Source organism: Aeromonas sp. 602200, assembly GCF_049173895.1.
GTDB lineage: Bacteria > Pseudomonadota > Gammaproteobacteria > Enterobacterales > Aeromonadaceae > Aeromonas > Aeromonas veronii_A.
On the sequence record NZ_JAAKSL010000004.1, the window covers coordinates 165,831 to 192,823 of the forward strand.

At 57.5% G+C, this 26,993-nt stretch carries 22 protein-coding genes; 18 read left to right on the plus strand and 4 right to left on the minus strand.

Annotation, left to right across the window (positions count from 1 at the left end; translation table 11 throughout):
* Nucleotides 1-9 precede the first annotated feature (9 nt).
* The gene (gene mscM, locus G5221_RS07615; protein WP_421263042.1) at nucleotides 10-3,291 is read right to left on the minus strand and encodes a miniconductance mechanosensitive channel MscM; all 3,282 of its coding nucleotides are present in this window, start codon (nucleotides 3,289-3,291) and stop codon (nucleotides 10-12) included.
* 155 nt (nucleotides 3,292-3,446) lie between these two features.
* Between mscM and G5221_RS07620 the strand changes: the two genes are divergently transcribed.
* Nucleotides 3,447-4,784 carry an MATE family efflux transporter gene (locus G5221_RS07620; protein WP_266134316.1) on the plus strand — a complete coding sequence of 446 codons (1,338 nt, stop codon included), beginning with the start codon at nucleotides 3,447-3,449 and terminating at the stop codon, nucleotides 4,782-4,784.
* 88 nt (nucleotides 4,785-4,872) lie between these two features.
* Here the strand turns inward: G5221_RS07620 and G5221_RS07625 are convergent, their stop codons facing one another.
* Nucleotides 4,873-5,694: a peptidoglycan DD-metalloendopeptidase family protein gene (locus G5221_RS07625; RefSeq protein ID WP_266134315.1), complete on the minus strand. Its 822-nt coding sequence runs from the start codon at nucleotides 5,692-5,694 to the stop codon at nucleotides 4,873-4,875.
* Nucleotides 5,695-5,996: 302 nt separating this feature from the next.
* On the opposite strand from G5221_RS07625, the gene G5221_RS07630 reads away from it, so the two are divergent.
* Nucleotides 5,997-6,776, plus strand: a complete 780-nt coding sequence (locus G5221_RS07630; RefSeq protein ID WP_266134314.1) for a BPSS1780 family membrane protein — start codon at nucleotides 5,997-5,999, stop codon at nucleotides 6,774-6,776.
* Between the two features lie 66 nt (nucleotides 6,777-6,842).
* Here the strand turns inward: G5221_RS07630 and G5221_RS07635 are convergent, their stop codons facing one another.
* Entirely contained in the window at nucleotides 6,843-7,742 is a 900-nt protein-coding gene (locus G5221_RS07635; RefSeq protein ID WP_421263043.1) for a LysR family transcriptional regulator, read from the minus strand.
* 126 nt (nucleotides 7,743-7,868) lie between these two features.
* On the opposite strand from G5221_RS07635, the gene G5221_RS07640 reads away from it, so the two are divergent.
* The 4 genes from G5221_RS07640 (at nucleotide 7,869) to oxyR (ending at nucleotide 12,301) form a co-directional block, all read left to right on the plus strand.
* Nucleotides 7,869-8,729 carry a Vmh family MBL fold metallo-hydrolase gene (locus G5221_RS07640; protein ID WP_026035063.1) on the plus strand — a complete coding sequence of 287 codons (861 nt, stop codon included), beginning with the start codon at nucleotides 7,869-7,871 and terminating at the stop codon, nucleotides 8,727-8,729.
* Between the two features lie 73 nt (nucleotides 8,730-8,802).
* Complete coding sequence (locus G5221_RS07645) at nucleotides 8,803-9,447, plus strand: DsbA family protein (RefSeq protein WP_216953053.1); 645 nt, start codon at nucleotides 8,803-8,805, stop codon at nucleotides 9,445-9,447.
* A gap of 171 nt (nucleotides 9,448-9,618) precedes the next feature.
* The gene (locus tag G5221_RS07650) at nucleotides 9,619-11,259 is read left to right on the plus strand and encodes a methyl-accepting chemotaxis protein (protein WP_216978208.1); all 1,641 of its coding nucleotides are present in this window, start codon (nucleotides 9,619-9,621) and stop codon (nucleotides 11,257-11,259) included.
* Between the two features lie 142 nt (nucleotides 11,260-11,401).
* Entirely contained in the window at nucleotides 11,402-12,301 is a 900-nt protein-coding gene (oxyR, locus tag G5221_RS07655; RefSeq protein ID WP_266134313.1) for a DNA-binding transcriptional regulator OxyR, read from the plus strand.
* 49 nt (nucleotides 12,302-12,350) lie between these two features.
* On the opposite strand, the gene G5221_RS07660 is transcribed toward oxyR, so the two are convergent.
* Nucleotides 12,351-14,822, minus strand: coding sequence for a penicillin-binding protein 1A (locus G5221_RS07660; protein WP_266134312.1), 2,472 nt, complete (start codon nucleotides 14,820-14,822; stop codon nucleotides 12,351-12,353).
* A 299-nt stretch (nucleotides 14,823-15,121) separates the two neighbouring features.
* On the opposite strand from G5221_RS07660, the gene tapM reads away from it, so the two are divergent.
* The 12 genes from tapM to trpS all read left to right on the plus strand — a co-directional run bounded on the left by tapM (nucleotide 15,122) and on the right by trpS (nucleotide 26,991).
* Nucleotides 15,122-16,183 (plus strand): PilM family type IVa pilus assembly protein TapM, encoded by a 1,062-nt coding sequence (gene tapM / locus G5221_RS07665; RefSeq protein WP_323137627.1) that lies wholly within the window; start codon nucleotides 15,122-15,124, stop codon nucleotides 16,181-16,183.
* On the plus strand, nucleotides 16,171-16,749 hold the full coding sequence (gene tapN, locus G5221_RS07670; protein WP_216953058.1) for a PilN family type IV pilus biogenesis protein TapN: 579 nt from the start codon (nucleotides 16,171-16,173) through the stop codon (nucleotides 16,747-16,749). Before tapM ends, tapN begins: the two co-directional genes overlap by 13 nt.
* Entirely contained in the window at nucleotides 16,746-17,345 is a 600-nt protein-coding gene (gene tapO, locus G5221_RS07675) for a PilO family type IV pilus biogenesis protein TapO (RefSeq protein ID WP_421263044.1), read from the plus strand. The genes tapN and tapO overlap by 4 nt, the downstream gene beginning before the upstream one ends.
* On the plus strand, nucleotides 17,342-17,875 hold the full coding sequence (locus tag G5221_RS07680; RefSeq protein WP_216953060.1) for a pilus assembly protein PilP: 534 nt from the start codon (nucleotides 17,342-17,344) through the stop codon (nucleotides 17,873-17,875). Before tapO ends, G5221_RS07680 begins: the two co-directional genes overlap by 4 nt.
* A 16-nt stretch (nucleotides 17,876-17,891) precedes the next feature.
* Nucleotides 17,892-20,105 (plus strand): type IV pilus secretin PilQ, encoded by a 2,214-nt coding sequence (locus G5221_RS07685; protein ID WP_421263045.1) that lies wholly within the window; start codon nucleotides 17,892-17,894, stop codon nucleotides 20,103-20,105.
* A gap of 191 nt (nucleotides 20,106-20,296) precedes the next feature.
* Nucleotides 20,297-20,815, plus strand: a complete 519-nt coding sequence (aroK, locus tag G5221_RS07690; protein ID WP_266134309.1) for a shikimate kinase AroK — start codon at nucleotides 20,297-20,299, stop codon at nucleotides 20,813-20,815.
* 14 nt (nucleotides 20,816-20,829) lie between these two features.
* Nucleotides 20,830-21,912 carry a 3-dehydroquinate synthase gene (aroB, locus tag G5221_RS07695; protein ID WP_021229792.1) on the plus strand — a complete coding sequence of 361 codons (1,083 nt, stop codon included), beginning with the start codon at nucleotides 20,830-20,832 and terminating at the stop codon, nucleotides 21,910-21,912.
* On the plus strand, nucleotides 21,902-23,482 hold the full coding sequence (locus G5221_RS07700) for an SPOR domain-containing protein (RefSeq protein ID WP_421263046.1): 1,581 nt from the start codon (nucleotides 21,902-21,904) through the stop codon (nucleotides 23,480-23,482). The genes aroB and G5221_RS07700 overlap by 11 nt, the downstream gene beginning before the upstream one ends.
* Nucleotides 23,483-23,552: 70 nt before the next feature.
* Nucleotides 23,553-24,425 carry a Dam family site-specific DNA-(adenine-N6)-methyltransferase gene (locus tag G5221_RS07705; protein ID WP_005335008.1) on the plus strand — a complete coding sequence of 291 codons (873 nt, stop codon included), beginning with the start codon at nucleotides 23,553-23,555 and terminating at the stop codon, nucleotides 24,423-24,425.
* Nucleotides 24,426-24,614: 189 nt separating this feature from the next.
* Nucleotides 24,615-25,289 (plus strand): ribulose-phosphate 3-epimerase, encoded by a 675-nt coding sequence (rpe, locus tag G5221_RS07710; protein ID WP_005335006.1) that lies wholly within the window; start codon nucleotides 24,615-24,617, stop codon nucleotides 25,287-25,289.
* Nucleotides 25,276-25,944, plus strand: a complete 669-nt coding sequence (locus G5221_RS07715) for a phosphoglycolate phosphatase (RefSeq protein ID WP_266134307.1) — start codon at nucleotides 25,276-25,278, stop codon at nucleotides 25,942-25,944. Before rpe ends, G5221_RS07715 begins: the two co-directional genes overlap by 14 nt.
* A gap of 42 nt (nucleotides 25,945-25,986) precedes the next feature.
* Nucleotides 25,987-26,991, plus strand: a complete 1,005-nt coding sequence (gene trpS, locus G5221_RS07720; protein ID WP_005362251.1) for a tryptophan--tRNA ligase — start codon at nucleotides 25,987-25,989, stop codon at nucleotides 26,989-26,991.
* The last annotated feature ends 2 nt before the right edge of the window (nucleotides 26,992-26,993 follow it).

Sequence of the window (26,993 nt, forward strand, 5' to 3'; positions counted from 1 at the left end):
CCTCGGGGATCAGCCGCGGCTCAGGTGAATGTCGATCTGTTGATGGGGCAGGGGAAGTCCCTGCTGCTGCATCTTCTCCAGCACCAGCGAGTGAACCTCGTGAGTGATGGGCATCCGGTGATCCATGTTGTTGACGTAGAGGCGGATCTCGTAGATCAGCGCCGAGTCGGTGAATTCGATCAGGAATACTTCCGGACTGGGGGTCTCCAGTACCAGAGTAGAGGCATGGATCGCCTCCTCAAGAATACGTTGCACCAGTTTCGGATCACGGGTCAGACCGATCCGGATCCGCAGTTTGACCCGGGTTATCGCATCGGAGAGCGACCAGTTGATGAACTGCTCGGTGATAAAGGCCTTGTTGGGCACGATGATCTCCTTGCGATCCCAATCCACTATGGTGGTCGCCCGGGTTTTGATCTTGGTTACGGTGCCGGTGAGATCGCGAATGGTCACAGTGTCACCGAGCCGGATTGGTTTCTCGAACAGGATGATGAGGCCGGAAACAAAGTTGGCGAAGATCTCCTGCAGGCCGAAACCCAGCCCTACCGAGAGGGCGGCCACCAGCCACTGGGTCTTCGACCAGTCGATACCGAGCATGGAGAAACCGGTGAGGGCGCCAACGAGGATCACCAGATACTTGCTGATCGTGGTGAGTGCAAAGCCGGTTCCGGGAGAGAGGCTGAGGTGCTGAAGCAGGGTCAGCTCCATCAGCCCCGGCAGGTTGCGGGCGGTCACTACGGTCAGGATGAAGACGAAGGCGGTCAGCATCAGATCCTGCAGGGTGATGGCGGAGAGCTGCTCGATGCCACCAATCTTGCTGCTCACCTGCCATACCTCGATATTGCTGAGGAAGCTGAACGCCGAGTTGAGATCCGACCATTGCACTACCACCAGCATGGTGAAGCCGAGCATCAGCAGGGTGCGCACCAGCCCCAGCGACTGGGCGCTGATGGTGTCGAGGTCCAGCTCAGTCTCTTCCACCACATCGGGGATCTCCGAACTTAGCTCCTCCTGATTGTCGTCACGGCCGCGCTGGGCCAGGATCTCGGCGCGCTTGCTCTTGGCACGCTCGAAGGCAAGGCGGCGGCGCTGGATCAGCATCCAGCGTCTGGCCAGATAGTAGATGAGCAGGCAGCCCAGCCCCATCAGCAGGCTCAGCTCCAGCTGGCGCAGCAGGGTACGCGAGGTATAGAAGTAGCCAAACAGGGAGCCAATCACCGCCAGCAATGGTGCCAGCATCAGGCTGTTCCAGATGAAATGATGCAGCAGGTGGGGCTTGGTCATGTCACTCTGGCCCCAGGTGAGCGGTAGTCGCTCCCGGTTGAGGCGGGCAAAGAAAAGCAGCAGCCAGAGCGCGCCGATCATGAAGGCCATCCGGCCGAGGGAGTCGTAGAAGGCGTGCTCCTGATAGCTGTTGGCCATCCCCTGCACGAAGAAGCTAGGGATCAGCACCAGCAGCAGGGTTCGAAACTGGTTCCATACCTGCTGGACTCGTTCTTTTGGCCAGCGGAAGTGAAGGATCAGGATCCCCCGCTCGAGCGTCAGGTGACGGGCCATCACCAGTGCCAGCAGCAGAAACCATATTTCACCAAGTCCACGCCCGATCGCGACGGCGAACGGGTATTGCCAGGCCCCTTCGAGCAGGCCGCGCACCATCAATACCATGGCGGGCAGCGGCAAAGATGCAATCAGGGAGCGCAGCAGCAATCGGCTGGTGAGACTGAATTTATCCTGGGTCACCTTGCCGATACGTGGTGCTATGTAGTCGCAGAACTGGCTCAAATGGCGGGCCAGTTTGATCCAGCTCCAGGTCAGCACCAGTAGACCAAGGCCTGCCAGGGTGAGTGTGATAGGACTGTTCTCGGCGATGGCATAGGGCAGCTGCAGCCAGTTGTTCGGGTTAAAGGCCAGGGCCAGCGCGGCAGGAATACCGAGCATCACCTGCGGCGTAAAGGGGCGCACATCTGGCAGCCAGAACAGGTGGCTGGCGCTGAGTTCGCGGATTTCGTCGATCTTGCTGTTTTGGCGACTATAGAGCAGTTTGAGCCTGGTCTGTTCCTGGATCAGGGTGTCTGATGCATCGTTTAGTCGGGTCAGCAGTTGACGACGGGCCTTGAGCAGGTTGTCGAGCACCGACAATTGTGGGCGATCCAGAGTCACCTCCTCTCCAGACAGCAACTTCTCGCGCAACAGGTTGGTGTCCTTCAGTCCATCCTGCTCGCTCTCGTACTGGTACTTGGCCATGCGGGCATTGACGATCTCCGACTCCAGTTTGTCGAGGGGGAAATAGGCTGGCAGGTCGGAAAGTTTGCTGCGAAGGTTTTCACCATAAGCCGTACTGATCTGCAGCCACTCCAGCTGTTCGCGTACCGAGTTGACCAGATCGTTTAGCTCAAACAGATTCTTGTCGATGGTGCGCTGTTCGTCCTGCACCCGCTCAATCTGATCCTCCAGCGTGCCGAGCTGGATCGAGATCGCCTGGTTTTTTTGCTGCTGCTCCAGCAGCAGCGGCATGTCGGTGGTGAGTTGTTTGCGTAACCGCTCGCTCTCTTTGAGTGCCAGCTCGGTCTTTTCCCGCCTTAGCTGGTTCTGCTGGGCCAGCAGGCTGGCTTGCCACTCATCCTCATCGGCGATGGCCAGATTGAGCTGTTGCAGTTTCAGCTTGCCAAGATCGTTGCGCTGCTGGGCGGAAAGCTGCTCCAGCTCCAGCATCTGGATCCGGTCTGAGAGGCTCTGCTCCTTCATTCTGGTCACCAGTTGCTGGGACTCCTGCAACCGATCCGATTCGCTGCTAAAGCTCAGTCGCTCCAGCTGGCTGCGGGTCAGTTGCAGCTGTTTGCGCAGATCATCCACCCGCAGGTGATACTCCTGACCTGTGCTCTCCAGCTGATTGAGACTGTCCATCACCCCCTGGCGCTCCTTGCGCAGATTGAGTTGACGGTTGCTGCTCAGGCCAATGGCCTGGCGCAGCGCCTCCTCCTTGAGCGTGGCAAGCGGTGAGCGGGAGAGGGGCTGATAGTTATGCAGGCTCTCCTTGAGCCGTGCCGACTCCTTGGGGTAGTCGATAAGGATCTGCTGATAGGCTTTGCTCTGTTCCCGGTAACGTAGTGCTTCTCTGGCATATTGCAGCGCCTGCTGGTAGCTCTCCCGCAGCTTCTGGTTTTCCGGGGTGTCGCTTTTGGGCACGCTCTGCAACAGGGATTCGGCCTGGGCAATGGCATCGTCGGCGCGCACGGCTGGCGGCAACAAGAGAAGGGAGAGCAGCAAGAGGGTGAGCAGGCGTTGCAACATGAGGCTCGTTTCCGTTCAGAAAGGGTGGTCCTAGCCTAAAGCAGGGCCTGGCGCTGGGTAAAGCAGTCTATATTAATGATTCGTAACACAAATAACAGGAAGTCATGCTGCCGTTTCGCTATTATCCCTAGCGCTTTTTCTGCACTGGGCCAAATATGTCAGCCGTTGATCTGGGCACTGCCCCGCTATCTCGCCTTTTCTGGCGTTACGTTACGCCGACCGTGGCCGCCATGCTGGTCACCGGTATCTATGTCACCATAGACGGCATCTTCGTCGGTCATATTCTGGGTCAGGACGGGCTTGCCGGTCTGATGCTCGCTTACCCGATTTGTGCCGTGCTCTATGCGGTCGGCGCCCTGATAGGCATGGGCGCATCGGCCCTGGTCTCCTTTCATCTGGGACGCGGCGAGCAGCAGAAGGCCCGCCATATTGTCGGCAATTCACTGGTGATGGTGCTGCTGGCTGCGGTGCTGCTTGCCTACGTCGGGATCCGTCATGGCGACACCATGCTGGCCTGGATGGGGGCCGAAGGAGAGATTTTCAGCGCCGGTCTGGCCTATCTGCACTGGTATGCCTGGCTCGGCGGTTTTGCCATTCTCTCCATGGCCTTTACCGCCCTGCTGCGCAATGACGGGCGCCCGGGGCTCACTACCTGGATCCTGGTCGGTGGCGGCCTGCTCAATGTGCTGCTTGACTATCTGCTGATGGCTGTAATTCCGTGGGGACTGGCAGGTGCCGCCATTGCCACCATGCTCTCCCAGGCGGTGACCGGCGGGCTCTGCCTGTGGCACTTCTTTACCCCGCGCAGCAAGCTGCGGATTGGTTGGGATACCCTGATGCCAAACTGGCGGCTGATGGGGGAGATGCTGCGTCTCGGAGTGTCGAGCTTTCTGATGTACCTGTACCTCTCGGTGGTGCTGGCACTGCACAACAAGGCGCTGCTGGCCGTAGGCACCTCCCTGCATGTCGCTGCCTACGGGGTGATCAGTTATACCGAGGCGTTCTTCTATCTCATCTTCGAGGGGATCGCCATGGGCATTCAGCCCATCGCCAGCTTCAATGCGGGAGCAGGCAACTGGCAGCGGGTGTTGCGGGTACGCAATCTGGCACTGACCGTGACGGTGGCCATCGCGCTGTGCGGTATGGTACCGCTCTACTTTTGGCCGGAGGCGGCTGTTTATCTGTTTGCCGGCGACAACGCGGCTCTCTTGCCGGTGGCGAGCCTCGGGATCTGGCTCTACTTCTGGGGGCTGCCGATGGAGGGCTTGTTGCTGGTGGGGGCCACCTATTTCCAGGCCATCAATCGGGCCCGCATCGCCTCCCTGCTCACCGGTGGCAAGCTGGTGCTGATCGGCGGTTTCTTGTGGGGATTCTCGACCCTGTGGGGCGTGCCCGGGGTATGGCTGGCGTTGCCTAGCTGCAGCTTGTTGCTGGTGCTGGTCATGTGGCGAGCGATGCATCGGGAATCCGGTGCTCACACGCAGGCCGGATAGGCAGTCAGGTACGACGTGCAGATAGTAGAGAGGCAGCCATGGGCTGCCTGTTTTGTTAGAGGATGTTTTGTTAACGGGCTCTGCCGATTCAGGGCTTGAAGGCGCCGATAAAGATGGCGGGATCGACCCGGGTGTCGTTGAGGCTGACGTTCCAGTGCATATGGGGGCCGGTAGCGCGGCCGGTCGAACCGACTCGCCCGACGATGCCGCCACGCGGCAGGCTCTGGCCGAGCTTCACATCGATCTTCGACATGTGGCAGAACATGCTGATGAGCCCCTGACCGTGGTCGACAAAGACGGTATTGCCATTGAAGAAGTAGTTGCCGATCAGGATCACCTTGCCTGCGGCGGGGGACTTGATCGGGGTGCCGGCGCCCACGGCGAAGTCGAGGCCGGAGTGGGGGTTGCGCTCCTCGCCATTGAAGAAACGACGCAGGCCAAACGGGCTGGAGAGGGGGCCGTTGACCGGCTTGTCGAACAGCAGGTTGCTCGGCTGGTTGGGGCTGAAGGTCTGGTAAGCCCGGCTCTGCTCCGCCAGCTCGCGGTTGATACGGGTCATATCCTCGGCGAGCGGATTGACCTGACGGCTGTTCTTGAGCTTGATGTGCTGCTCGCGGTAGTGCTTGGGGGTCACGGTGAAGCCGAGAGTACGGCCATCACCTGTGCTCAGTTGCTGGGCACCGGGCGGGTTTTTGAGAGAGATGCCGACGATGGCGATCCACTGGTTGTCTTCGCGCACCACCAGCACGGGTTTGTCATGATAGCGGGCCGTGGGGGCAGTGGCAGAGGCGCCAAGAGGGATCACCGCAACGCCACCCGGCACCGGATGGTTGAGCAGGCGACTGATAAAACCCTCGGCCAGGGCTGACTGGCTGGCCAGTAACAACAACAGACAACACACAACTCTCATGACGATACCACTCGATGTTAAAACGCCCGGGATAGCGGGATGACAACCCCTTGTCCGGCATTCGTCGATCACTAAAGGGTGATCACGACATGCTGGCCACGACAGGCGCGGCTGGAGGAGGGGGCAGATTGTGCCTCGTTATGGTCGGGGCAGCCAGTGGCGGGGCGTGGCTGATGCCCCTTTTGTGCATAGTTGCGTCAGGTTTTATGTCGTGCTCGGGTTGCTTCGCCATTGAGTCGCCCCCGCCCTGGCTCTAGAATCGGCTTCCGGCACTGATGCCACCGACACTCCGAGGAGACGATATGAACGGATTACCCCCTTTGCGCACCACACCGGCCCGATACACGACAGGTCGTGGCTGGCTCTGGGTTCGCAGCGGGTTCGATATCTTCAACAAGGGGATGGGGATCAGCGTAGCCATGGTGCTGGTCTGGTTTATGGTGGGCATGCTGCTGGAGCAACTGCCGGCGGGGGGCCTTATCTCCCAGCTGCTCTACATGGTGTGGGGCGCGGGTTGGGTGGCGGTCGCCGCTCGGGGTTATCGGGGGGAGCCGCTGCAGTTTGCCGATCTCTTCGCCGGTTTTCGCCACAAGTTGACCCCGCTGATGCTCGGCGGTCTGCTGGTGTTGCTGCTGTTCAGCCTGGTTGGCCTCGTCTGTCTCGGTCTGCTCTCCGTGTGGGGGCTGCTCCCGCTGTTGACGCAGGATCCCGAGAGCATGGTGGTCTCTGCCAGCCAGTTGCAACAACTGCTGCTGGTGTTGCTGGTGGGGATGCTGCTCATCATTCCCGTGCTGATGGGGGGCACCTTTGCTCCTGCGCTGATCTACCACCACGATATCGGCATCATCCAGGCGGTGCGTCTGAGCTTCTTCGGCTGCTGGCGCAATATGTGGCCCTTCTTCTGGTGGGGACTGCTCTCAGCCATGTTGTTGCTGTTTGGCGCTGTGCTGTTACTGGTAGGTCTGCTGGTGGTGATCCCGGCGCTCAACTACTCCATCTATGTGGCTTATCGGGATATTTTCCTGGACGAGAGTGCGCAGCCGGAAGCGCCGCACTCAGAACCATTCGGATTTGAAGCCTGATCAACTGATGAAGATGAAGAAGGGGCCCACAGCGGCCCCTTCGTTATGTTTGGGTGTGCGGAGTGCTTACTCCTGCCAGATGGGATCCGCCGCCATGCGGGCCAGCAGAAAATCGAGGAAGCTGCGCAGCAGTGGCGACATCTGCTTGCGGGTGGCATACACCCCGTAGACGCCGAGGCGCTTGGGCTGCCAGTCGGTCAGCAGGGGCACCAGTTCCCCGCGATCCAGATAGGGTTGTGCCGAGTAGCGGGGTTGCAGGCTGATCCCGGCACCTTCAAGCGTTGCTTCCAGCAGCAGGTTGGAGATATTGGCGCTCAGGTTACCGCTGACCGGCACTGACTCGGGACCGTCCGGTCCATTGAACTCCCACAGGCTCTTGCCAAAGTAGGTGTAGGTGAGGCAGTTGTGCAGCGCCAAATCCTGCACCTTGTGTGGCATTGGATGACGGGCCAGATAGGCCGGGCTGGCACAGACTACCGAGTGGCAGGTGCCGAGACGACGCGCCACCAGATTGGGGTCGAGGTCGTTGGTGATGCGCACCGCCAGATCGATCCGCTCCTCCACCAGATTGACGGTTCTGTCGAGCAGCAGAATGTCGATGGCCGTCCCCGGGTATTGCGCCAGATAGTCGTTAGCAGCCCCGACCAGCAAGGCTTCCGACAGGGAGTAGCTGCTGGTGATCCGCAGTTGTCCCTTGGGGGCGTCATCCCCCTTCACGGCGATCTGCTCCATCTCTTCGCCGAGCGCCAGCATGGCGCGGGCCCGGTTCAGCGCTTCCTCTCCCGGTCCGGTCAGACTCAGACGACGGGTGGTGCGGTGCAGCAGGCGGGCGCCCATCCAGCTCTCCAGCTCGGCCAGATAGCGCGACACCATGGCGCGCGACATATCCAGTTTCTCTCCGGCGCCGCTCAGGCTCCCCTGTTCGACTACGCTGACAAAGACCTGCAAGGCGGTCAGTCGATCCATGTATGGCTCTCTATATGTTCGATATGTGCAACAGTGATGCGCTTTTTATGCTGTATTTGCACCTTAAGTGATCCAATACACTGTGTCCATCAAATGAACCCCCGAATACTTAATGAGGAATAGATGATGAACAACACCCTGATCCGCAACTTGACTCTGGCGACCACCCTGTTGAGTGGCGCCGCACTGGCCGCCCCCCTGAGCGTGACCGTCTACAACCCTGGCGAGAAGGCGATCTTCCCGGTCTCCTCCTCACTGGTGACCGGTGACAAAGAGGCCATCCTGATCGATGCCCAGTTCGACGTGCAAAATGGTCAGGCGCTGGTCGACATGATCAAGAAGAGCGGCAAGAAGCTGACCACTGTCTATATCAGTGCCGGTGACCCCGACTTCTACTTCGGTCTGGAGCCGGTCATGGCGGCGTTCCCGGATGTCAAAGTGCTGGCCGACCAGCATGTGGTTGACCATATCAACAAGACCAAGGATGCCAAGCTGAGCTACTGGAGCCCGATCCTCGGCAAGGGTGCACCGAAGAGCCTGACCGTGCCGCAAGTGATGACCGCCAGCCACCTGACGCTGGATGGCGAGAAGATTGAAATCAAAGAGATGAATACCCCGAATGCCTACCTCTGGGCCCCTTCCATCAAGACTGCTTTTGGTGGTGTGCCGGTCTACCACGGGGTGCATGTCTGGATGGCCGACAGCCAGACCAAAGCGGCTCGCAGCAACTGGGTCAAGGCGCTGGATAACCTGCTGGCCCTGAAACCCGAGCGTGTGGTACCGGGCCACTTCCTGGGCACTGCTCCCAAAGGCACTGCTGCTGTGACCTTTACCCGTGACTATGTAGAGCGTTTCGAACAGGAGCTGGCCAAGGCGAAAAACTCCGGTGAGCTGATTGAGGCTCTGAAGAAAGCCTATCCGGCACTGCCGGTTGACGATGGTCTGGCCATCGGTGCCAAGGTCAATACCGGCGAGATGAAGTGGTAAGCCACTGAGCCTGCTTTCCCTGTGTTTTTACCGGGCCTAAGGGCCCGGTTTTTTATCCGAGATTGAAGTGAGAATGAAGATGAGCGAACAACAAACCACCCTCCATTATGTCTATGACCCGCTCTGTGGCTGGTGCTACGGTGCCGCCCCCCTGTTGCAGGCGGCAGCCACCATTGCTGGGCTCAAGATCGAGCTGCATGCGGGCGGTCTCTGGCTGGGTAGTCGCCGTCAGCCTATGGGCGAGGCATTGCGTGATTATGTGCGCCCCCATGATCAGCGGATCGAGGCGCTGACCGGCCAGCATTTTGGCGAGCGCTACTTTAACGAACTGCTGCTGCGCGAAGGGTGTCTGCTGGACTCCGAGCCGCCGATCCGTGCGGTTTTGGCCGTCACGGCCTTGGGGGGGGATGGGTTGGCTATGTTGCACCGGATCCAGCAATCCCACTATCGGGACGGGATCTGGATTGGTGAGCCGGCATTTCTCGCCACGCTGGCGGCAGAGCAGGGGGTCAGTGAAGACGCGTTCCAGCAAGCCTATCTGCAGGCCCCATTGCTGCAACATCTGGCAGATAGCCAGGGCTGGATGAAACGGCTGGGTGGTCAGGGTTATCCCACCCTTGGGCTGATGCACAAGGGGCGGGTCACGCCTGTACGGGTTGCCGATTTTCTGGGGGAGCCGGATGCTCTGAGCACGCATCTGCTGGCTCTAATGACATGATGGCTGTTATTTGAACACGAGACCGCTTCAGGAAAGGTGTCCAGGGCCGATAGGCAAACAATCACAGAAACGGTATGAAATCCTTCTGTTTTCCGGGTGCAGGCTATGCTCTATATGACCATTCCCGGTGGATGTTGCGGGAGTGAAGACTCATTTCAAGGAAGCCCTTATATGTTCAAAAACATGTCCATCGGCCAGAAACTGAGTGCCGGATTTGCCATCCTGGCCTTGTTGGTACTGGGCTTGGCCTGGTTTTCAATCAGCCAGCTGGCAAAGCTCTATGGTGATACCGAAACCATCACGGGTAATTTACTGCCTTCTACTCGTCTGGCGAGCCAGATGCATGTTGCCGTGCTGGATGCGCGTCGTTCAGAGTTGGCCCAGGTCATCGGTGGCCTGAACAAGGATGAGCAAGAGGTAAGCGATCGCACCCTGACCTTCAATAAGGCCAAGCAGGAATTTGAGCAAGCAGCCCAAAAATATGGTGCTTTACCTTTCACTACTGGTGAAGAGAAGCAGGTTTATGAGCAGGTGGTTGCGGCGGGGGCCAAGTATTTTTCGGTACATGACCAGCTGTTAAATGCCTTTGCTGCTGGCGATCTGGATAAAGTCAGAAGTCTGCGCAAAAACGAGACTCGTGCCGCATTGGAAGAGGTTGGTGCCAAGTCTTATCGTTTGCGGGAGATCAATAACGAGATTGCCGATGAGATGGTGAAAGACATTGCGGCCATGTATAGCAATGCCAGAACCATGAGCATTATTGTCAGCCTGGTGACGCTGGCTTTTGTGGTGGTGATTGCCTGGCTGTTGACCGCCCAGATCCGCAATCCGGTGATGGCCCTGCTGGAGCAGACCCGCCGTGTCTCCTCCGGTGATCTTACCTCCCGCATCGATATGCAACAGTTCAACAATGATGAACTGGGGACTCTTGCCAAAGGGTTTGGCGAGATGCAGACCAATCTGCGCACCCTGGTGAGTGAAGTGTCGGGCTCAGTGGTGCAACTGAGTTCGGCCACCGAAGAGATGAGCTCGGTAGCAAGGCAGTCAGCGGCCAACATGAGTGCCCAGCAGCATGAACTTAATCAGCTGGCAACCGCGATGAACGAGATGCAGGCCACGGTGCAGGAGGTTTCTCGCAACACCAGCGATGCCGCCAGTGCCGCCACCTCGGCCAGCGAAACCGCAGAGATTGGGGCCAAGACTGTTAATGACTCTATTTTGCGCATCGAGCGGGTGGCAGGGGCCATCGAGAGCACTGCAGTGGTGATCCGGCAACTGGGCGATGATAGCCGCAATATCGGCATGGTGCTGGAGGTGATCCGCGGCATTGCCGAACAGACCAACCTGCTGGCATTGAACGCGGCCATTGAAGCGGCCCGTGCCGGTGAGCAGGGACGGGGGTTTGCGGTGGTGGCTGATGAGGTGCGTACGCTGGCCAAGCGCACTCAGGACTCCACCTCCCAGATCAATACCATCATTGCCGAGTTGCAGCAGCGTGCCGAACAGGCGGGCAGTACCATGCAACAGAGTCAGGAGCTGATGAACACCACTGTAGCTACCGCTCGGGAGGCGGGAGAGTCCATTTCCCAGATCAGTGGCTCGGTCAGCAGCATCTCCCACATGAATATCCAGATTGCGACAGCCACCGAAGAGCAGGGGGCGGTGAGTGAGGAGCTCAACCGCAACGTGGTCAATATCAGCCACGCCTCCGAAGAGGTGGCGGCCGGTGCCACCCAGATGGCTCAAGCTTGCAACGAGTTGAACCATTTGGCCAGCCAGTTGCAGGATATGGTGCGCCGTTTTAGGGTGTAATCCCTTGTCGAGTCAAACAGCCCGATTGCCGCGAGGTGATCGGGCTTTGTTATTTCCGAGGGCCAGAGCGAGCCGATGACTTGTTCCGCCGGGTGATATTGTGCATGCTGATGGCCCATTTTCCAGGCAGGACTCTTGCTGTATGAATCTTCGCGATCTCGAATATCTGGTGGTGCTGGATGAGGAAAAACATTTTCGCAAAGCCGCCGAACGCTGCTTTGTCAGTCAACCTACCCTGAGCGGTCAGCTGCGCAAGCTGGAGGATGAACTCGGTGTCATTCTGATCGAACGTACCTCGCGCAAGGTGCTGTTTACCCCGGCTGGCGATGCCATGGCTCATCAGGCGCGTCGGGTGCTCAAGGAGGTGCGTGAGCTCAAGAGCATCGGCCAGCATTTTTCCGAGCCGATGTCCGGGGAGATCCATATCGGCTTTATTCCGACTGTGGGCCCTTATCTGTTGCCCCGCATTATCCAGGCCCTGCGTGAGCGTTTCCCCCAGCTGGAGTTCTACCTCTATGAGGAGCAAACCCAGACCCTGCTCAAGCGGCTGGAAGAGGGGGAGCTGGATTGCATCATTCTGGCCGAGATGCCGGGGATGGAGGGGTTTGGTTCAATCCAGCTCTACCACGAGCCGATGTGGTTGGCGGTGCCTTGCCATCACCCCGAAGCACAGGCCAGACAGGTGCCGCTCGGCAATCTCAAGGGCAAGAAATTGCTGATGCTGGCCGATGGCCACTGTTTGCGGGATCAGGCGATGGGATTCTGTTTTGCTGGTGGGATAGGTGAAGATCAGCGCTTCAAGGGTACCAGTCTCGAGACCCTGCGCAACATGGTAGCTGCCGGTAGCGGCATGACTCTGGTACCAAAGCTGGCCGTACCTGCCGATCATGATGAGGGAGGAGTCAGTTATCGACCCGTGGTCGACCCGGTGCCAGGGCGGACTATCTCGCTGCTCTATCGCCACTACTCGGTGCGTCGCCCTTGTTTCAACGAGTTGGCGGCCACGATCGCTACATTGATGCGCAAGCAGTTGGCCCAATAAAAAAACCGGCAGCCAAGGCTGCCGGTTTTGTTGCTGCCGCGAGAGCAGCTTAGAAGATATCGTCGGTAGAGACAGGCCCTTCCACATCGGGGTTGTCGCCGCCGTAGACCTGATTGCCGTCCGAGCTGGGCGCAGCGTAACGGGTCGGCTCAGTACCTTCCTTGAAGTATTCGTCGGTGCCACCACTGGTCGCCAGCAGGCCTGTTTCGCTGTCAATCTTCACCGTCATGATCCCCTCGGGAACCGGCATCTTGTGCTCCGGTAGCTTTTTGAGAGCGACTTTCATGAAGTCGATCCAGATAGGCTGTGCGGCGCCACCACCAAATTCGGCACGACCAAGGCCACGTTGGTGGTTGTCAAAACCGATCCAGGAAGTAGCGACTATGTCCGGGGTGTAGCCGGAGAACCAGGCATCCCGCGATTCGTTGGTGGTACCGGTTTTACCGGAGATGTCGTGACGCTTCAGGTCGCGGGCTGCACGCCAGCCGGTACCACGCCAGCCGTTGCCACCCCAGATGGCTGTGCTCAGGGTGTCGGTGATCAGGAATGCGCTCTGGGCACTTATGGTATGCGGGGCTATGAGCGGTGCGAGAGGAGTCTGAGAGCCATCTTGTGCTGTGCCATCAACAGTTGGCTGTGACTGTGTGCTCTGTTCGGACGCCGTCTGCTGTTCGCAATTGCTGCAGGCGATGGCGGGATTGGCCTGATAGAGGGTGTTCTCCAGGCTGTCGGTGACTTTGTCGATGAAGTATGGGGTCACCAGGAAGCCACCGTTGGCCAGTACCGAGTAACCACGCACCACCTCGAGGGGGGTAAATTCGGCTGCGCCCAGCGCCAGTGACTCATGGGGCGAGATGAAGTCGCGGGGGAAGCCAAAGCGTGTCAGACCGTCGATATAGGTATCCAGACCGATGGCGCGCATCAGTCGAACCGACATCACGTTCTTGGACTTGGCCAAACCCAGACGCAGCGGGGTGGGGCCATCATAAACGGCCGGGGAGTTCTTGGGCTGCCACATGGGCCCTTTTGACGGATCCCACTGGTTGATTGGCGCATCGTTGATGAGCGACGCCAGGGTATAGCCGTGCTCCAGCGCGGTCGCATAGAGGAAAGGCTTGATATTTGAACCGATCTGGCGACGCGCCTGATCGACCCGGTTGAATTTGGATAGTTCGAAGCTGAAGCCGCCAACTACTGCTTCCAGCGCGCCATTTTTCGGGTTCATGGCAACCAGCGCGGCGTTGACGTCCGGGATTTGGGCCAGCAGCAACTCTTCGCCCTCTTCCCGCACCCAGATCTGGGCGCCGACTTTCAGTACATCGCGTGCCGATTTCGGGGCATAGCTTTGGCGGTCGTCGGTAATAAAGGAGCGAGCCCATTTAATGCCGTTCCAGCCCAGCTCTGCTTCCTTGCCATTTTTAAGTACCAGTGTGGCGCTACGGTCACCGAGCTTGGTAACTACGGCCGCCATCAGCGGATCATAAGTGGGTTGCTTGCCAAGGTGGGCCACGATCTGCTCGTAATCCCAAGCTGTTTCGCCTGCCTTCCACAACTGGGCCGTCGGGCCACGATAGCCGTGACGCATATCGTAGGCAAAGACGCCATCCAGCAGAGCCTGTCTGGCGGCCCTTTGGCGTTCGGCAGAGACGGTAGTGTAGACGTGCAGGCCCATGGTGTAGGCATCTTCACCAAACTGCTCTACCATCTTCTGGCGTACCATTTCACCCAGATAGGGAGCGTGCAGGGTCACTTCGGCGCCGTGAAAACGGGCCTTGATCGGCATTTTGGACGCTTCGTCAAACTGGGCCTGGGTGATCTTGCCGGTCTCCAGCATCCGACCAAGCACAACGTTGCGGCGCGCAAAGGCGCGCTCGGGGGATCGGATGGGGTTGAGCATGGAGGGGGCTTTGGGCAGACCTGCAATGATGGCGATCTCGTCCAGCCCCAGATCCTTGACCTCTTTACCAAAATAAACCTGAGCCGCAGCACCGATCCCGAAGGAGCGATAACCGAGAGGGATCTTGTTGAGGTACAGTTCGAGGATCTCGTCTTTTGAGAGATTCTGCTCGATCCGCCAGGCCAGGAAGACCTCCTTTATCTTGCGGATGATGGTTTTCTCATTGCTCAGGAAGAAGTTGCGTGCAACCTGCTGGGTAATGGTGCTGGCACCCTGACGGGCATGACCTGATACGGCCCAGACGGAGGCGGCGCGAATGATGCCGATGGGGTCAATGCCGGGGTGCTCGTAGAAGCGGGCATCTTCGGTTGCCAGTACGGCATCGATCATTGGTTGGGGGATTTCATCCAAGCGCAACGGAATGCGACGGATTTCACCATATTGGGCGATCAATTCCCCATCTCGGCTGTAGACCCTCATCGGGGTTGCCAGTTTGACATCACGCAGTGCGGTGACATCGGGCAGTTGGGGTTTGATATAGAAGTAGATACCGATGAGGCTGGCAACACCCAGCACAGCACCCAGCATCATGACAATAAACAGGCGAACGAGCCATTTCAGCATGGAAGAACTACCAATCGTCTTAAATTTAGCCAACGGGCGCAGAGTATAGCCCTTTTGCCATCTGGAATTCGAGGTTTTCCTGTGGCAAGTCACCCATCGACAGGATGCGAGAGGTTAGCACTACAGTGAGCAATAACCAAGGTGCCTCCCTTTATCTCAAGAAAGCGAGGTGGGTCACTTTTCGGTATAAACTTTATGACATTGATAGTTAGAGCATTTAGGATGGATCAAGCTCTCATCTGATTAGAGTGTCCTACACTCAATTCAGGTATAAAACCCAATAACGCATGGATGTGTATATGTTTGGGCTATTTAATAAGGGATCCCTCCTCCCCCTGGTGGGCATTGATTTCGGTAGCCAGACCATCAAGGCCGTTACCCTCACTGGTCGTCCCGGCAAGCTGCATATTGAATCTGTTGCCGAGGTCGCCACCCCGAAAGGTACGCTGGTTGATTACCAGCTACAGGATATCGAGCGGGTCAGCCCATCTTTGAAAACCCTCAAGCGCCTTATCTCTGGCCACAGCGATTATGCCGCGACAGCGGTGACTGGTTCCAATGTGATCACCAAGGTCATCCAGATTGATGCTCGCCTTGGTGACAAGGAGCTGGAGAGTCAGGTGCAGCTGGAGGCCGAACAGATAATTCCCTTTCCCCTCGATGAAGTCAGCCTCGATTTTGAGGTGCTGGACACCAGCGCCAGTGAAGATCGTCAGGATGTCCTGTTGAGCGCAGCCCGTACTGAGAGCGTCAATGGCCGGGTCAGCGCTCTCGCTGAGGCTGGCATTGCCGTCAAGGTAGTGGATGTGGGAGCCCATGCCTTGGGGCGGGCCGTTGTGGCCTGTTTGCCCGAGTTGCAGGAGAGTGAGCGACCGATCGGGGTGATCGACATCGGTGCCAGTGCCATGACCTTCGCGGCGCTGGTCAAGGGAGAGGTGATCTACTCCCGCTTGCAAAACTTCGGCGGCGATCAGTACAGCCAGGCGCTCTCCTCCTTTTATGGCATGACGCTGGATGAGGCTGAGCAGGCTAAAACCAAAGGTACCTTGCCTGTTGACCATGAGCTGGATGTGCTGATGCCCCACATCAACTCGCTGCTGCAGCAAGTGCGGCGCAATATCCAGCTGTTTTGCAGTTCATCCGGTTATCGCGACATCGCAAAACTGGTGCTGACGGGGGGAGGCAGTCTGCTACCCGGTTTGTTGGTACAGGTAAAAGAAGAGGTCAATTGCGAGGTGTTGCACCCGGATCTGTTCGCCCTGTTTGGTAAACCGAAAGGAGAGGCCGAGCTGGTACATGGCGCTAAATATATGACGGCATTCGGGTTGGCTCTGAGGAGTTTTACACCATGTCAAATATAAACCTTCTCCCCTGGCGCGAGGCTCGTGCTCAGCGGCAAAAGAAACAGTTTGGTGCCCTGCTAGGGCTTTTCGTGTTGGTCACTGTCGCACTGAGCCTCTTTGCCAACTGGCTGGTCGAGCGTCAGATTGCCGCCCAGCAGCAGCGTAATCAGCGTCTGGTTCAGGAGATGACCATCCTGGATGCACAACTGGGAGAAATACGCCTGCTTAAAGAACGTCGCAAGGAGCTGATCGATCGGATGCAACTCATCGAACATCTCCAAATGCGTCGAAATGTGCCCGTTCGTCTTTTCAACCAGTTGCCCTCTCTGGTACCCAATGGGGTTTACCTCAATACCCTCTCGTTGCAGAACAATATTATCGATGTCAACGGCAAGACAGAAGCTTATGGTCGAGTTGCCAGCATGATGCGTCGAATTGATGGTTCCGGCTGGCTGGGACAGTCGAAAATAAGCACCATTTTTGCAGCGGAGGTCGCGCCGGTATCGTTGAGTCAATTCTCGATGATGTTCCTGATTGCCAATAATACCGCTGCTGCCGGGGATATGGCCAAGGAGAGCAAATGAACCTTCAGCAACTCAACGAGCTTGATCTGAATGACATCGCGAGCTGGCCAAAATGGGCGAAAGCTGTCTTTATCCTGCTGTGCTGTGTGTTGACTGGTGGCGCTATTTATTACTACGTGATTGCCAATTCCTTAGGCAATCTGGCCAAAGAGAGCGCCAGAGAGACGGAGCTGAAAGGCCAGTTTGAAAGCAAGGCGATGCTGGCAGCCAATTTGGGCGCCTACAAGGCACAAATGATCCAGCTCGAGCAACTGGTCGATACCCAGCTCAAGCAGCTGCCCAATACCCATGAGGTCGCCGGTTTGCTGGACGATATCAGTTTTATTGCCACCGATAATGGCTTGAAGCTCAATCGCATCAACTGGGAACCGGAGGTCAAGCACGAGTTTTCTACCGAATTGCCCATGCGGATCGAGGTGGTAGGTAATTATCATCAGATCGGCAAGTTTACGGCAGATATGGCAGCCCTGCCTCGTATCGTCATACTCGACTCCTTTACCTTGAGTCAGAGCAAGGATGAGGGAGACCTGATTGCTATGTCGATGCTGGCCAAAACCTACAAGTACAACGGTAAAACAGTGGAGCAGAAACAATGAGACGCATCTGCTGGTTGTTACCTGCCCTCTTGCTGACGGCCTGTGGTGGTCAGGAGGAGATGGATTCCTATATTGCCGAAACCAAGGCAAGACCCCCTGTACCTATTGAACCCTTACCCCAGTTGAAGCCGTTTTCCCCCATGCACTATCAACAACGCGATCTGCGTAGCCCCTTCATGATGCCGCAACCAGAAGCAAGTGTCGGGCGCGCGAATAGTGCCCAGGTGAAGCCTGATTGCGCACAGGTTATGATGGACAGAGAAAAAGAGGTATTGGAAAACTACTCTCTCGCCAGCTTGTCAATGCACGGCTCCTTGGGAAAGGCCGGGCAGTTGTGGGCCCTGATCAGCACACCTGATGGAAAATCAATACGGGTCGGGCTCAACCAGTATATGGGGCTCGATCAGGGTAGAGTCATCAAGATTACTCCTACGGCAGTGGATTTACTGGAAACCATTCCGGACGGGAAGGGGTGCTGGGTAACAAGAGAAACCCAGTTGGCGATGGCCAATATGCAAGAAAAACAATAATCAGGGACGAACAGCAATGAGAACAACCATAGACAGTGTAACAAAAGTGGCTTTGCTGTTTTGCGCCAGTGCCTTTGGTCAGGCGTGGGCAGTGGCAACCTTGCAAGAGATAAAAGTTAATCCATTGCTGGCAGACCAGTTGCAACTGGAGCTCAGCTTCAGCGAGCCTGTGAGTGGCTTTACCGATCGTCTCTCCTATCAACCTAACCAGCTCCTGTTGCATGTCCCCGGTGCTGTGGGCGTACTCAAGGTGAACCCGCTGCCTATTCAGCGTCAGGGAGTAGACAACATCAAGGTGGAAGGGAAGGGAGCTGGCCTTGATATCAAGATTGCTCTCGATCAGCTGGCTCCCTATCAGGTGCAGCAACAGGGTAACAAATTGCTGGTTTCCCTTGGTGAAGGGACCTCATCAGCTCTGATTAATGGCGAAAGCGCCCTGATTGCACCAGCCGCAACGGCTTCCTCAGCCATGGTGGCCACTCCAGCTCCTTCGGCACTGCTCAATTCTCAGGTTGTTGCCAAGTCAATGCCTGTTGCACCGGTAACCCCTCCTGTTGCGACGCCTGCTGCCAGCAAACCACTGCTCGGCAGCTATCAAAACAGTGGCAGTGGAGCCTATTTCAACTCGGTGACCGGGGTGGATTTTCGTCGTGGCAAGGATGGTCAGGGGGAGTTTCTGGTCACACTTGACAACAGCTCGGCTGCCGTCGATGTGAGCAGCCGCGGTCAAACTGTGCTGGCCAAGTTTCATGGTACTCGCGTGCCTGATGGTTTGCTTAATCTGATCAATGTGCAGGATTTTGCGACACCGGTCTCTCAGGTTGAGGTGTCCCGGCAGGGCAACGATACCCTGTTTGAGCTGTCGGTTAATGGCCAGTTTGATTACCGTTACGATCAGGCTGATAAACTGTTCATTATCGAAGTGAAAAAACGCACGGCGGCATCTGCGTTTTCAAAGCAGTATCAGGGCAAGCCCATCTCATTGAACTTCCAGGATATCCCGGTTAGAACCGTGTTGCAGCTTATCGCTGACTTCAACAACCTCAATCTGGTTACTACCGATTCTGTGGCAGGCAATCTGACACTACGTCTGGATGGCGTGCCCTGGGAGCAGGCGCTCGACATCATTTTAAAAGTGCGCGGTCTGGATAAGCGGCTTGATAACAACATCCTGCTGGTTGCTCCGGCTGAAGAGATTGCGGCACGGGAGAAACAGCAGCTGGAGAGCCGGAATCAGGTGGCTGATTTGGCCCAGTTATATACCGAATATATGCAGATCAACTATGCAAAAGCATCCGAAGTGGCTGCTCTGCTCTCATCCGAGAGTACCAAGTTGCTATCGCCACGTGGCGCGGTGAGTGTGGATGAACGGACCAACGTGCTGGTTGTGAAGGATACGGCTGAGGTTATCAGCAGTATCAAGCGGATGCTGGATATTCTGGATATCCCGGTCAAGCAGGTGGTGATCGAAGCGCGTATGGTGACCATCGATGACGGTTTCGATGAAGCGCTCGGGGTTCGTTGGGGAGTGACCAAGAACGATGGTCACGGCAACAGCACTTCAGGCTCTATTGAAGGGAATGATTCGTCCGGTAATAACGACGGTAGTTCAACGATTACCAGACCCTCGGTCGATAATCGGATGAACGTCAATCTGCCGGTGACCAATGCTGCCGGTACCTTGGCATTCCAGGTTGCCCGTCTGGCCGATGGAACCCTGCTTGACCTTGAATTGTCTGCGCTGGAAAAAGAGAGCAAGGCCGAGATTATCGCCAGTCCGCGGGTGACCACTGCGAACCAGAAACCGGCGTTGATCGAACAGGGTACCGAGATCCCCTATGTGGAGTCCTCTTCCAGTGGTGCAACCTCGGTCACCTTCAAGAAGGCGGTACTGAGCTTGAAAGTCACGCCGCAGATCACCCCTGACAACCGGGTGATCCTCGACCTGACCGTGACCCAGGATACCAAGGGCGAAACCGTACCGACCGGTACCGGTGATGCAGTCTCCATCAACGCCCAGTCCATCACGACGCAGGTACTGGTTAACAATGGCGAGACACTGGTGCTGGGCGGCATCTATCAGCAGACTATCAAAAGCGATGTGACCAAGGTGCCCTTGCTGGGTGATATCCCCGGATTGGGCGCCCTGTTCCGCAAGACCACCAGCGAGAACAAAAAGCGTGAACTGCTTATTTTCGTGACCCCCAAGATAGTCACCGACGCCTTCTGAATGCTTTACATGTGAGGGTAAAACACATATAACCTTACGCCCCAATGAGGCTGGGGCGTAAGGGCTGCGGTTGCCAGTCCCGATATCTATTGAGATAATCCCCCTCCTGATCCATCGCAAGATAAGGTTCATAGGTACCCCGATCCAGTATTTATCGGGGTCGTACAGTTTGTAATTACTAACGAAAAAACATGGCTGAGAAACGCAATATTTTCCTGATAGGTCCCATGGGTGCGGGCAAGAGCACCATAGGTAGACATCTGGCAGAACAACTGCATATGGAGTTTTTCGACTCAGATCATGAGATTGAGCGCCGCAGTGGTGCTGATATCGGCTGGGTGTTTGATGTTGAAGGCGAAGAGGGTTTCCGTATTCGCGAAGAGAAGGTGATCAGCGAATTGTCTGAGCAGCAGGGTATCGTGCTGGCAACTGGTGGTGGAGCCATCAAGAGCCGGGAAACCCGCAACAAGTTGTCTGCTCGTGGCATCGTGGTCTACCTCGAAACCACTATCGAAAAGCAGCTGGCGCGCACACAGCGAGACAAACGCCGCCCTCTGCTACAGACCGAAGAACCGGCACGCGAAGTGCTGGAACGTCTGGCACAAGAGCGCAATGCCCTGTATGAAGAGGTTGCCGACTTTGTTGTGCACACCGATGACCAGAGCGCAAAAATCGTTGCCAATCAAATTGTAAAGCTGATCGGTATGTAATCTAGAGGACGTCCATGGAACGGTTGAAGGTCGAACTGGGTGAACGCAGCTATCCCATCGAGATAGCTGCAGGGTTGTTGCAGCGCCCCGAGGCGCTGGTATCGACCATCAAGGGCAAGCGGGTGATGATAGTGACCAACACGGTCGTTGCTCCGCTTTATCTTGAACGGGTAACCGCTCTGCTGTCGGGTTTTCAGGTTGAACACCTGATCCTGCCTGACGGCGAGGCGTACAAGAACCTAGCGACTTTTGAGCAGATCATGTCTGCTCTGCTTGAAACCAACCATGGGCGCGATACGACGCTGATCGCTCTGGGGGGCGGCGTGATCGGGGATGTGGTGGGCTTTGCGGCAGCAAGCTATCAACGTGGCATTCCTTTTATCCAGATCCCGACCACTCTGCTCTCCCAGGTTGACTCCTCTGTTGGCGGTAAAACCGCGGTCAACCACCCCCTCGGCAAGAACATGATTGGGGCTTTTTATCAGCCCAAACAAGTTGTTATCGATACCGAATGTCTGAGTACCTTGCCAGCCCGCGAATTTGCCGCAGGGATGGCCGAGGTGATCAAGTACGGCATCATTTGGGATGCTGATTTCTTCAGTTGGCTGGAGCAGAACATGGTGCGTCTGCAACAGCTGGAACCTGCCGCGCTGGCCTACGCCATCAAACGTTGCTGCGAGATCAAAGCCGATGTGGTCGGTCAGGATGAGACCGAGCACGGCGTCCGTGCACTGCTCAATCTGGGCCACACCTTTGGTCATGCCATCGAGGCTGAGCAGGGGTATGGCAACTGGCTGCATGGTGAAGCGGTATCCGCTGGCACCATGCTGGCAGCCTGGACTGCGCAGGCCCGTGGCGATATGAGCGAAGCGGACGTTGCGCGAGTGCGCGCTCTGCTGCTGGCCGCCAATTTGCCCATTCATGCGCCTGCCGAGATGGATTTCGCCGCCTTTATTCGCCATATGCGCCGTGACAAGAAGGTGCTGGAAGGCAAGCTGCGTCTGGTGTTGCCGGTTGGCATCGGCCATGCGCAGGTGGTGGGGGATGTGTCCGATGCCGAGTTGCTGGCGGTGATCGAGTCTGGTCGTGACGAATAAACTGCTAAAACTTCCTTCCCAGCGGCAGCTGGTTGACCGGCTGCTGCATCTGATTGAATTCAATCACCCTTTCATTTTTCTCTCCGGTAAACCCGGTTGTGGTCGCGGTACCCTGTGCGAATCCCTGCTCGGCGTGTTGCCGGAAAAAGTGCGGGTGGTAAGCCTGATTGGTACGCCTGCCATGAAGATGGTGGATGTGCGCCAGCTGTTGCTGCCACAGGTGGTGGCGCGCCCGCTGTTCAATCCACAGGATGCGCTGGCGGAGAGCTTCTTTCGCATGCTGGAGGGGAGCAAGCCAGCCACCCTGTTGCTGCTGATAGAGCGGGCCGACCAGTTGCCAGCTGAATTGCTGGGAGAGTTGTGGGCGATCATACGTCATAACGATACCCTGGCGGCGCCCCATCAGCTGGCCATTATTGTCTCGGGCAGTGACGTCTGGTGTCGTACCCAACGACCGCAGCTCAAGGGGCGTGCCATGCCAGCCCTTGAGCTGGAAGTGCCGCCACTGAGCCCGCCCGAGCAGCGCATCTTCTTGTATGAAAAAGCCAAAGAGCTCAAGATCCCGGCGACCCTCTTGCCCAAGCCGCAAGTGGAGGAGATCCTGAAAACGGCGAACGGACATCCGTCCACCATCATGCAGTTACTGGAGGATATCATGACCGACAGAAGGCCCAAGAAGCGTCAGGCGGAGTTGCCTGTCAAGAAGATTGCCACCGCTATCGCGCTGGTTGCTGGCGGCCTGCTGGCGTTGAGCTACCTGCTGCCTGCGCTGTTTGACAATGAAAGCAAACCGGCGCTGCAGGATCCGGTGCAGAACACGGCATTGCCGATCCCGGTAGCGGGAGGCGATCCCCTCACCGCTGGCGGTTCGAATACCGATGCCGCTGCACAAGGCGCGCAAAACAGCGATGCAGCCAGCAATCCCAACGGGGTAGTGAAGGATTGGCAGCCGGAGGCGAAAGTGCTGCCCAAATCGGTGGAGAGCGAAACTGTGACCACCGAATCAACCAATTACGAAGGGCGTCGGGTGGTGATCTCTGACGAGGTCGTGCAAAAGCTGATGACCGAACCCAAGGTGAGCGGCGCTCTGCCTACTGACGTGGTGGACGAGCTGACCGGCAAGAACCCGAGTGGCACAGCCCCCAGTGGTGCAATCGCAACCACGGTGCCAGCCAGTACCTCCAAAGTAATGAATCCGGCGACAACCGCAACGCCTGCGGCCACCACCAAAACCGCCAGCAACGAGCCGGTTGCCGCGCCAGCACCCAAGGTGGCCCTGACACCGGTCGCCACCTTGAACAAGAAGCCGCGCAACCACTACAGCGTTCAGCTGATGGGGGCGAGCAACACCAAGGCGGTGGATCAATTTGTCGCCGAGCATGGTCTGGCGGGCAAGGTATGGGTCTATCAGACCAAATTCCGTGGCAGCCCTTGGTATGTGGTGCTGCAAGGGGATTATGCCGGTCTGACCCAGGCCAAGAGTGCCATTCGCAAGCTTCCGCCAGCCTTGCTGAAAGGCCAGCCCTGGCCCAAGTCGTTTGCACAGGTACAAAAAGAGCTGAAGCAATAGCCTTGATACCGGATAAGGGGGTAGAATCGTCCCCCTTTTTGGGTCTTGCCTTCTTACACACCGGATTTCCATGAAAAAAACACGCGCTTTTTTAAAATGGGCCGGGGGAAAATACTCCCTGGTTGAAGAGATTGCCGAGCGCCTGCCGGCCGGGCGTGTGTTGCTGGAGCCCTTCGTCGGGGCCGGGTCTGTGTTTCTCAACACCGACTACGACGCGTATGTGCTCAACGACATCAATCCGGATCTGATCTGCCTGTACAACCACCTCAAGCTGACGCCGGACAGTTTCATTGCCGAGGCGCGCAAGCTGTTTGTGGCAGAGCACAACCACAAGGCGGCCTATTACCGGCTGCGTACCCAGTTCAATCAGACCGAGACCACCTTCGAGCGGGCGCTCTTGTTCCTGTTTCTCAACCGTCACGGTTTCAACGGACTGTGCCGCTACAACAAGAAGGGCGGCTTCAACGTGCCGTTCGGCTCCTACAAGAAACCCTATTTCCCGGAAAAAGAGCTGTGGGCCTTTGCCGAAAAGGCGCAGAAGGCGACCTTTATCTGCGAGAGCTACGCCGATGCCATCAAGCGTGCCGAAGAGGATTGGGTTATCTATTGTGATCCACCCTATGCGCCGCTCTCCACTACGGCGAGCTTCACCACCTATGCCTCCGGTGGGTTTACCCTGGATGATCAGGCGATCCTGGCGCGACTGGCCCGTCACACAGCCGCTCACAAAGGGGTGCCAGTGCTGATCAGCAACCACGATATCGAGCTGACTCGTGAGCTTTATCGCGGTGCCCGCCTCGACGAGATCCTGGTCAAGCGCACCATCAGCCGCAACGGCGGCACCCGCAACAAGGTGGCCGAGTTGTTGGCGCTCTATCCGCCCGGAATCGAACCCGAGCAGGGCTACTATCCCAGCGACAGCGAACTGCTGCCACTGACGTAACAGACCATGCGGCGCCCAAGGGGGCCGTTTTTTATGGGCGCGCCTGGGCCTGTGCCGATGCCCCAAAACCCGGGTGGTTGTGGGAGGGGAGGCGATTGCCCCATTTACCCCGCATTCGAGTCGTTTTCGCCCGCCTTTTACGTTAAAATTGCGCCGCTTTTTCTCCCTGGCTGCCAATGGATGATGCTGATGAAAGACTTTCTGATTGCCCCCTCGATCCTCTCTGCCGATTTTGCCCGTCTGGGTGACGATGTAGCCAAGGTACTGGCTGCTGGTGCCGACGTGGTTCACTTCGACGTGATGGACAACCACTATGTCCCCAACCTGACCATTGGCCCCATGGTCTGTCAGGCGCTGCGTGACTACGGTATCGAGGCCCCCATCGACGTGCACCTGATGGTCAAGCCGGTGGATCGCATCATTCCTGATTTTGCCAAGGCCGGTGCTTCCCTCATCACCTTCCACCCGGAAGCGTCCGACCACGTAGACCGTTCTCTGGGCCTCATCAAGGAGATGGGCTGCCAGGCCGGTCTGGTGCTGAATCCTGCTACCTCGCTCTCCTGCCTCGAGTATGTGATGGACAAGCTGGATGTGATCCTGCTGATGTCGGTCAACCCGGGCTTCGGTGGTCAGAGCTTTATCCCCGGTACCCTCGACAAGCTGCGTCAGGTGCGTCGTCTGATCGACGAGAGCGGCCGCGATATCCGCCTCGAGATCGATGGCGGGGTGAAGGTCGACAACATTCGCGAGATCGCCGAAGCGGGCGCCGACATGTTTGTCGCCGGCTCGGCCATTTTCAGCCAGCCTGACTACAAGGCGGTGATCGACAAGATGCGTGCGGAGCTGGCTCATGTCACACGCTGAGCGCGCATTTGATTTGGTGCTGTTCGATCTGGACGGCACCCTGATTGACAGCGCCGCCCAGCTGGCGCTGGCGGTCAATCTGACTCTGGCTGATCTGGGTCTGGAACAAGCTGATGAAGCGGTTATCCGTACCTGGGTCGGCAACGGTGCCGACAAGCTGATCCAGCGTGCGCTCGCCTATCGCGAGGCCGATCCCGAGCTGTTTGCCAAGGCCAGACCGATCTTTTTCCAGCACTACAACGCCTGCCTGCTGCAAGGGTTGGAGATGTATGACGGGGTGGCTCAGAGTCTGCGTCGCTTGCAAAGCCTGGGCTACAAGCAGGCGATCGTCACCAACAAGCCGAGCGATTTCGTGGCACCCATCCTCGATGCCCTTGGCATCAGCGATTGCTTCGAACTCTGGCTTGGCGGCAACTGCGTGCCGGTCAAGAAGCCGAGCCCGGAGCCCTTGCTGCACGCCTGCCAGGAGTTGGGGGTGAGCCCGGCTCGCACCCTGATGGTGGGCGACTCCGAAAATGACGTGCTGGCGGCCAAGGCGGCTGGCATGAAGGTGGTGGGTCTTACATACGGCTACAACTATGGCCGCCCCATCGCCGACTCCCATCCAGACTGGGTATTCGAGCAGTTTGCCCAGCTCGATGCACTTTTGGTCTAATAGCGCAGCTGGGCTGGCTGAATAACAAGGATTAACACTCTCATGACTAAACCAATCGTATTGAGCGGAGCGCAACCCTCCGGTCAACTGACCATCGGCAACTACATGGGGGCCCTGCGTCAGTGGGTCAACATGCAGGATGAGTTCGACTGCCTCTACTGCATCGTCGATCTGCACGCCATCACCACTCGCCAAGACCCGGCTGCCCTGCGCAAGGCTTGTCTGGACGCGGCCGCCCTCTATCTGGCGGTCGGTATCGATCCCAAGAAGAGCACCGTCTTCATCCAGTCTCACGTGCCGCAGCACGCCGAGCTGGGCTGGATCCTCAACTGCTACACCCAGATGGGTGAGCTGTCGCGCATGACCCAGTTCAAGGACAAGTCCGCCCGTTTCGAGAACAACGTCAACGTCGGCCTGTTCGGTTATCCGGTGCTGATGGCCGCTGATATTCTGCTCTATCAGGCCAATCAGGTGCCGGTCGGCAACGACCAGAAGCAGCATCTGGAGCTGACCCGCGACATCTGCACCCGTTTCAACAACCTCTATGGTGAGGTGTTCACCATGCCGGAGCCCTTCATTCCGACTGAAGGGGCACGGGTGATGAGCCTGCAGGATCCGACCAAGAAGATGTCCAAGTCGGATGACAACGAAGCCAACTTCATCGGCCTGCTGGAAGATCCCAAGCAGATCGTCAAGAAGATCAAGCGTGCGGTGACCGACTCCGACGAGCCGGCGGTGGTGCGTTTCGACCCGGAAAACAAACCGGGTGTCTCCAACCTGCTGACCCTGATGTCCGGCGTGACAGGCCGCTCCATCCCCGAGCTGGAGCAGCACTTCGAAGGCAAGATGTACGGTCACCTCAAGACCGAAACCGCCGAAGCCGTGGTTGCGCTGCTGGAACCAATCCAGGCCCGTTTCCACGAGTTGCGTCAGGATGAGGCCCATCTGATCGCGATTCTGGCAGAAGGCGCACAAAAGGCGCGCGAAAGAGCTGAAAAAACCCTGACCAGCGTATATGATGTAGTCGGCTTCGTTCCTCGAGCCTGACA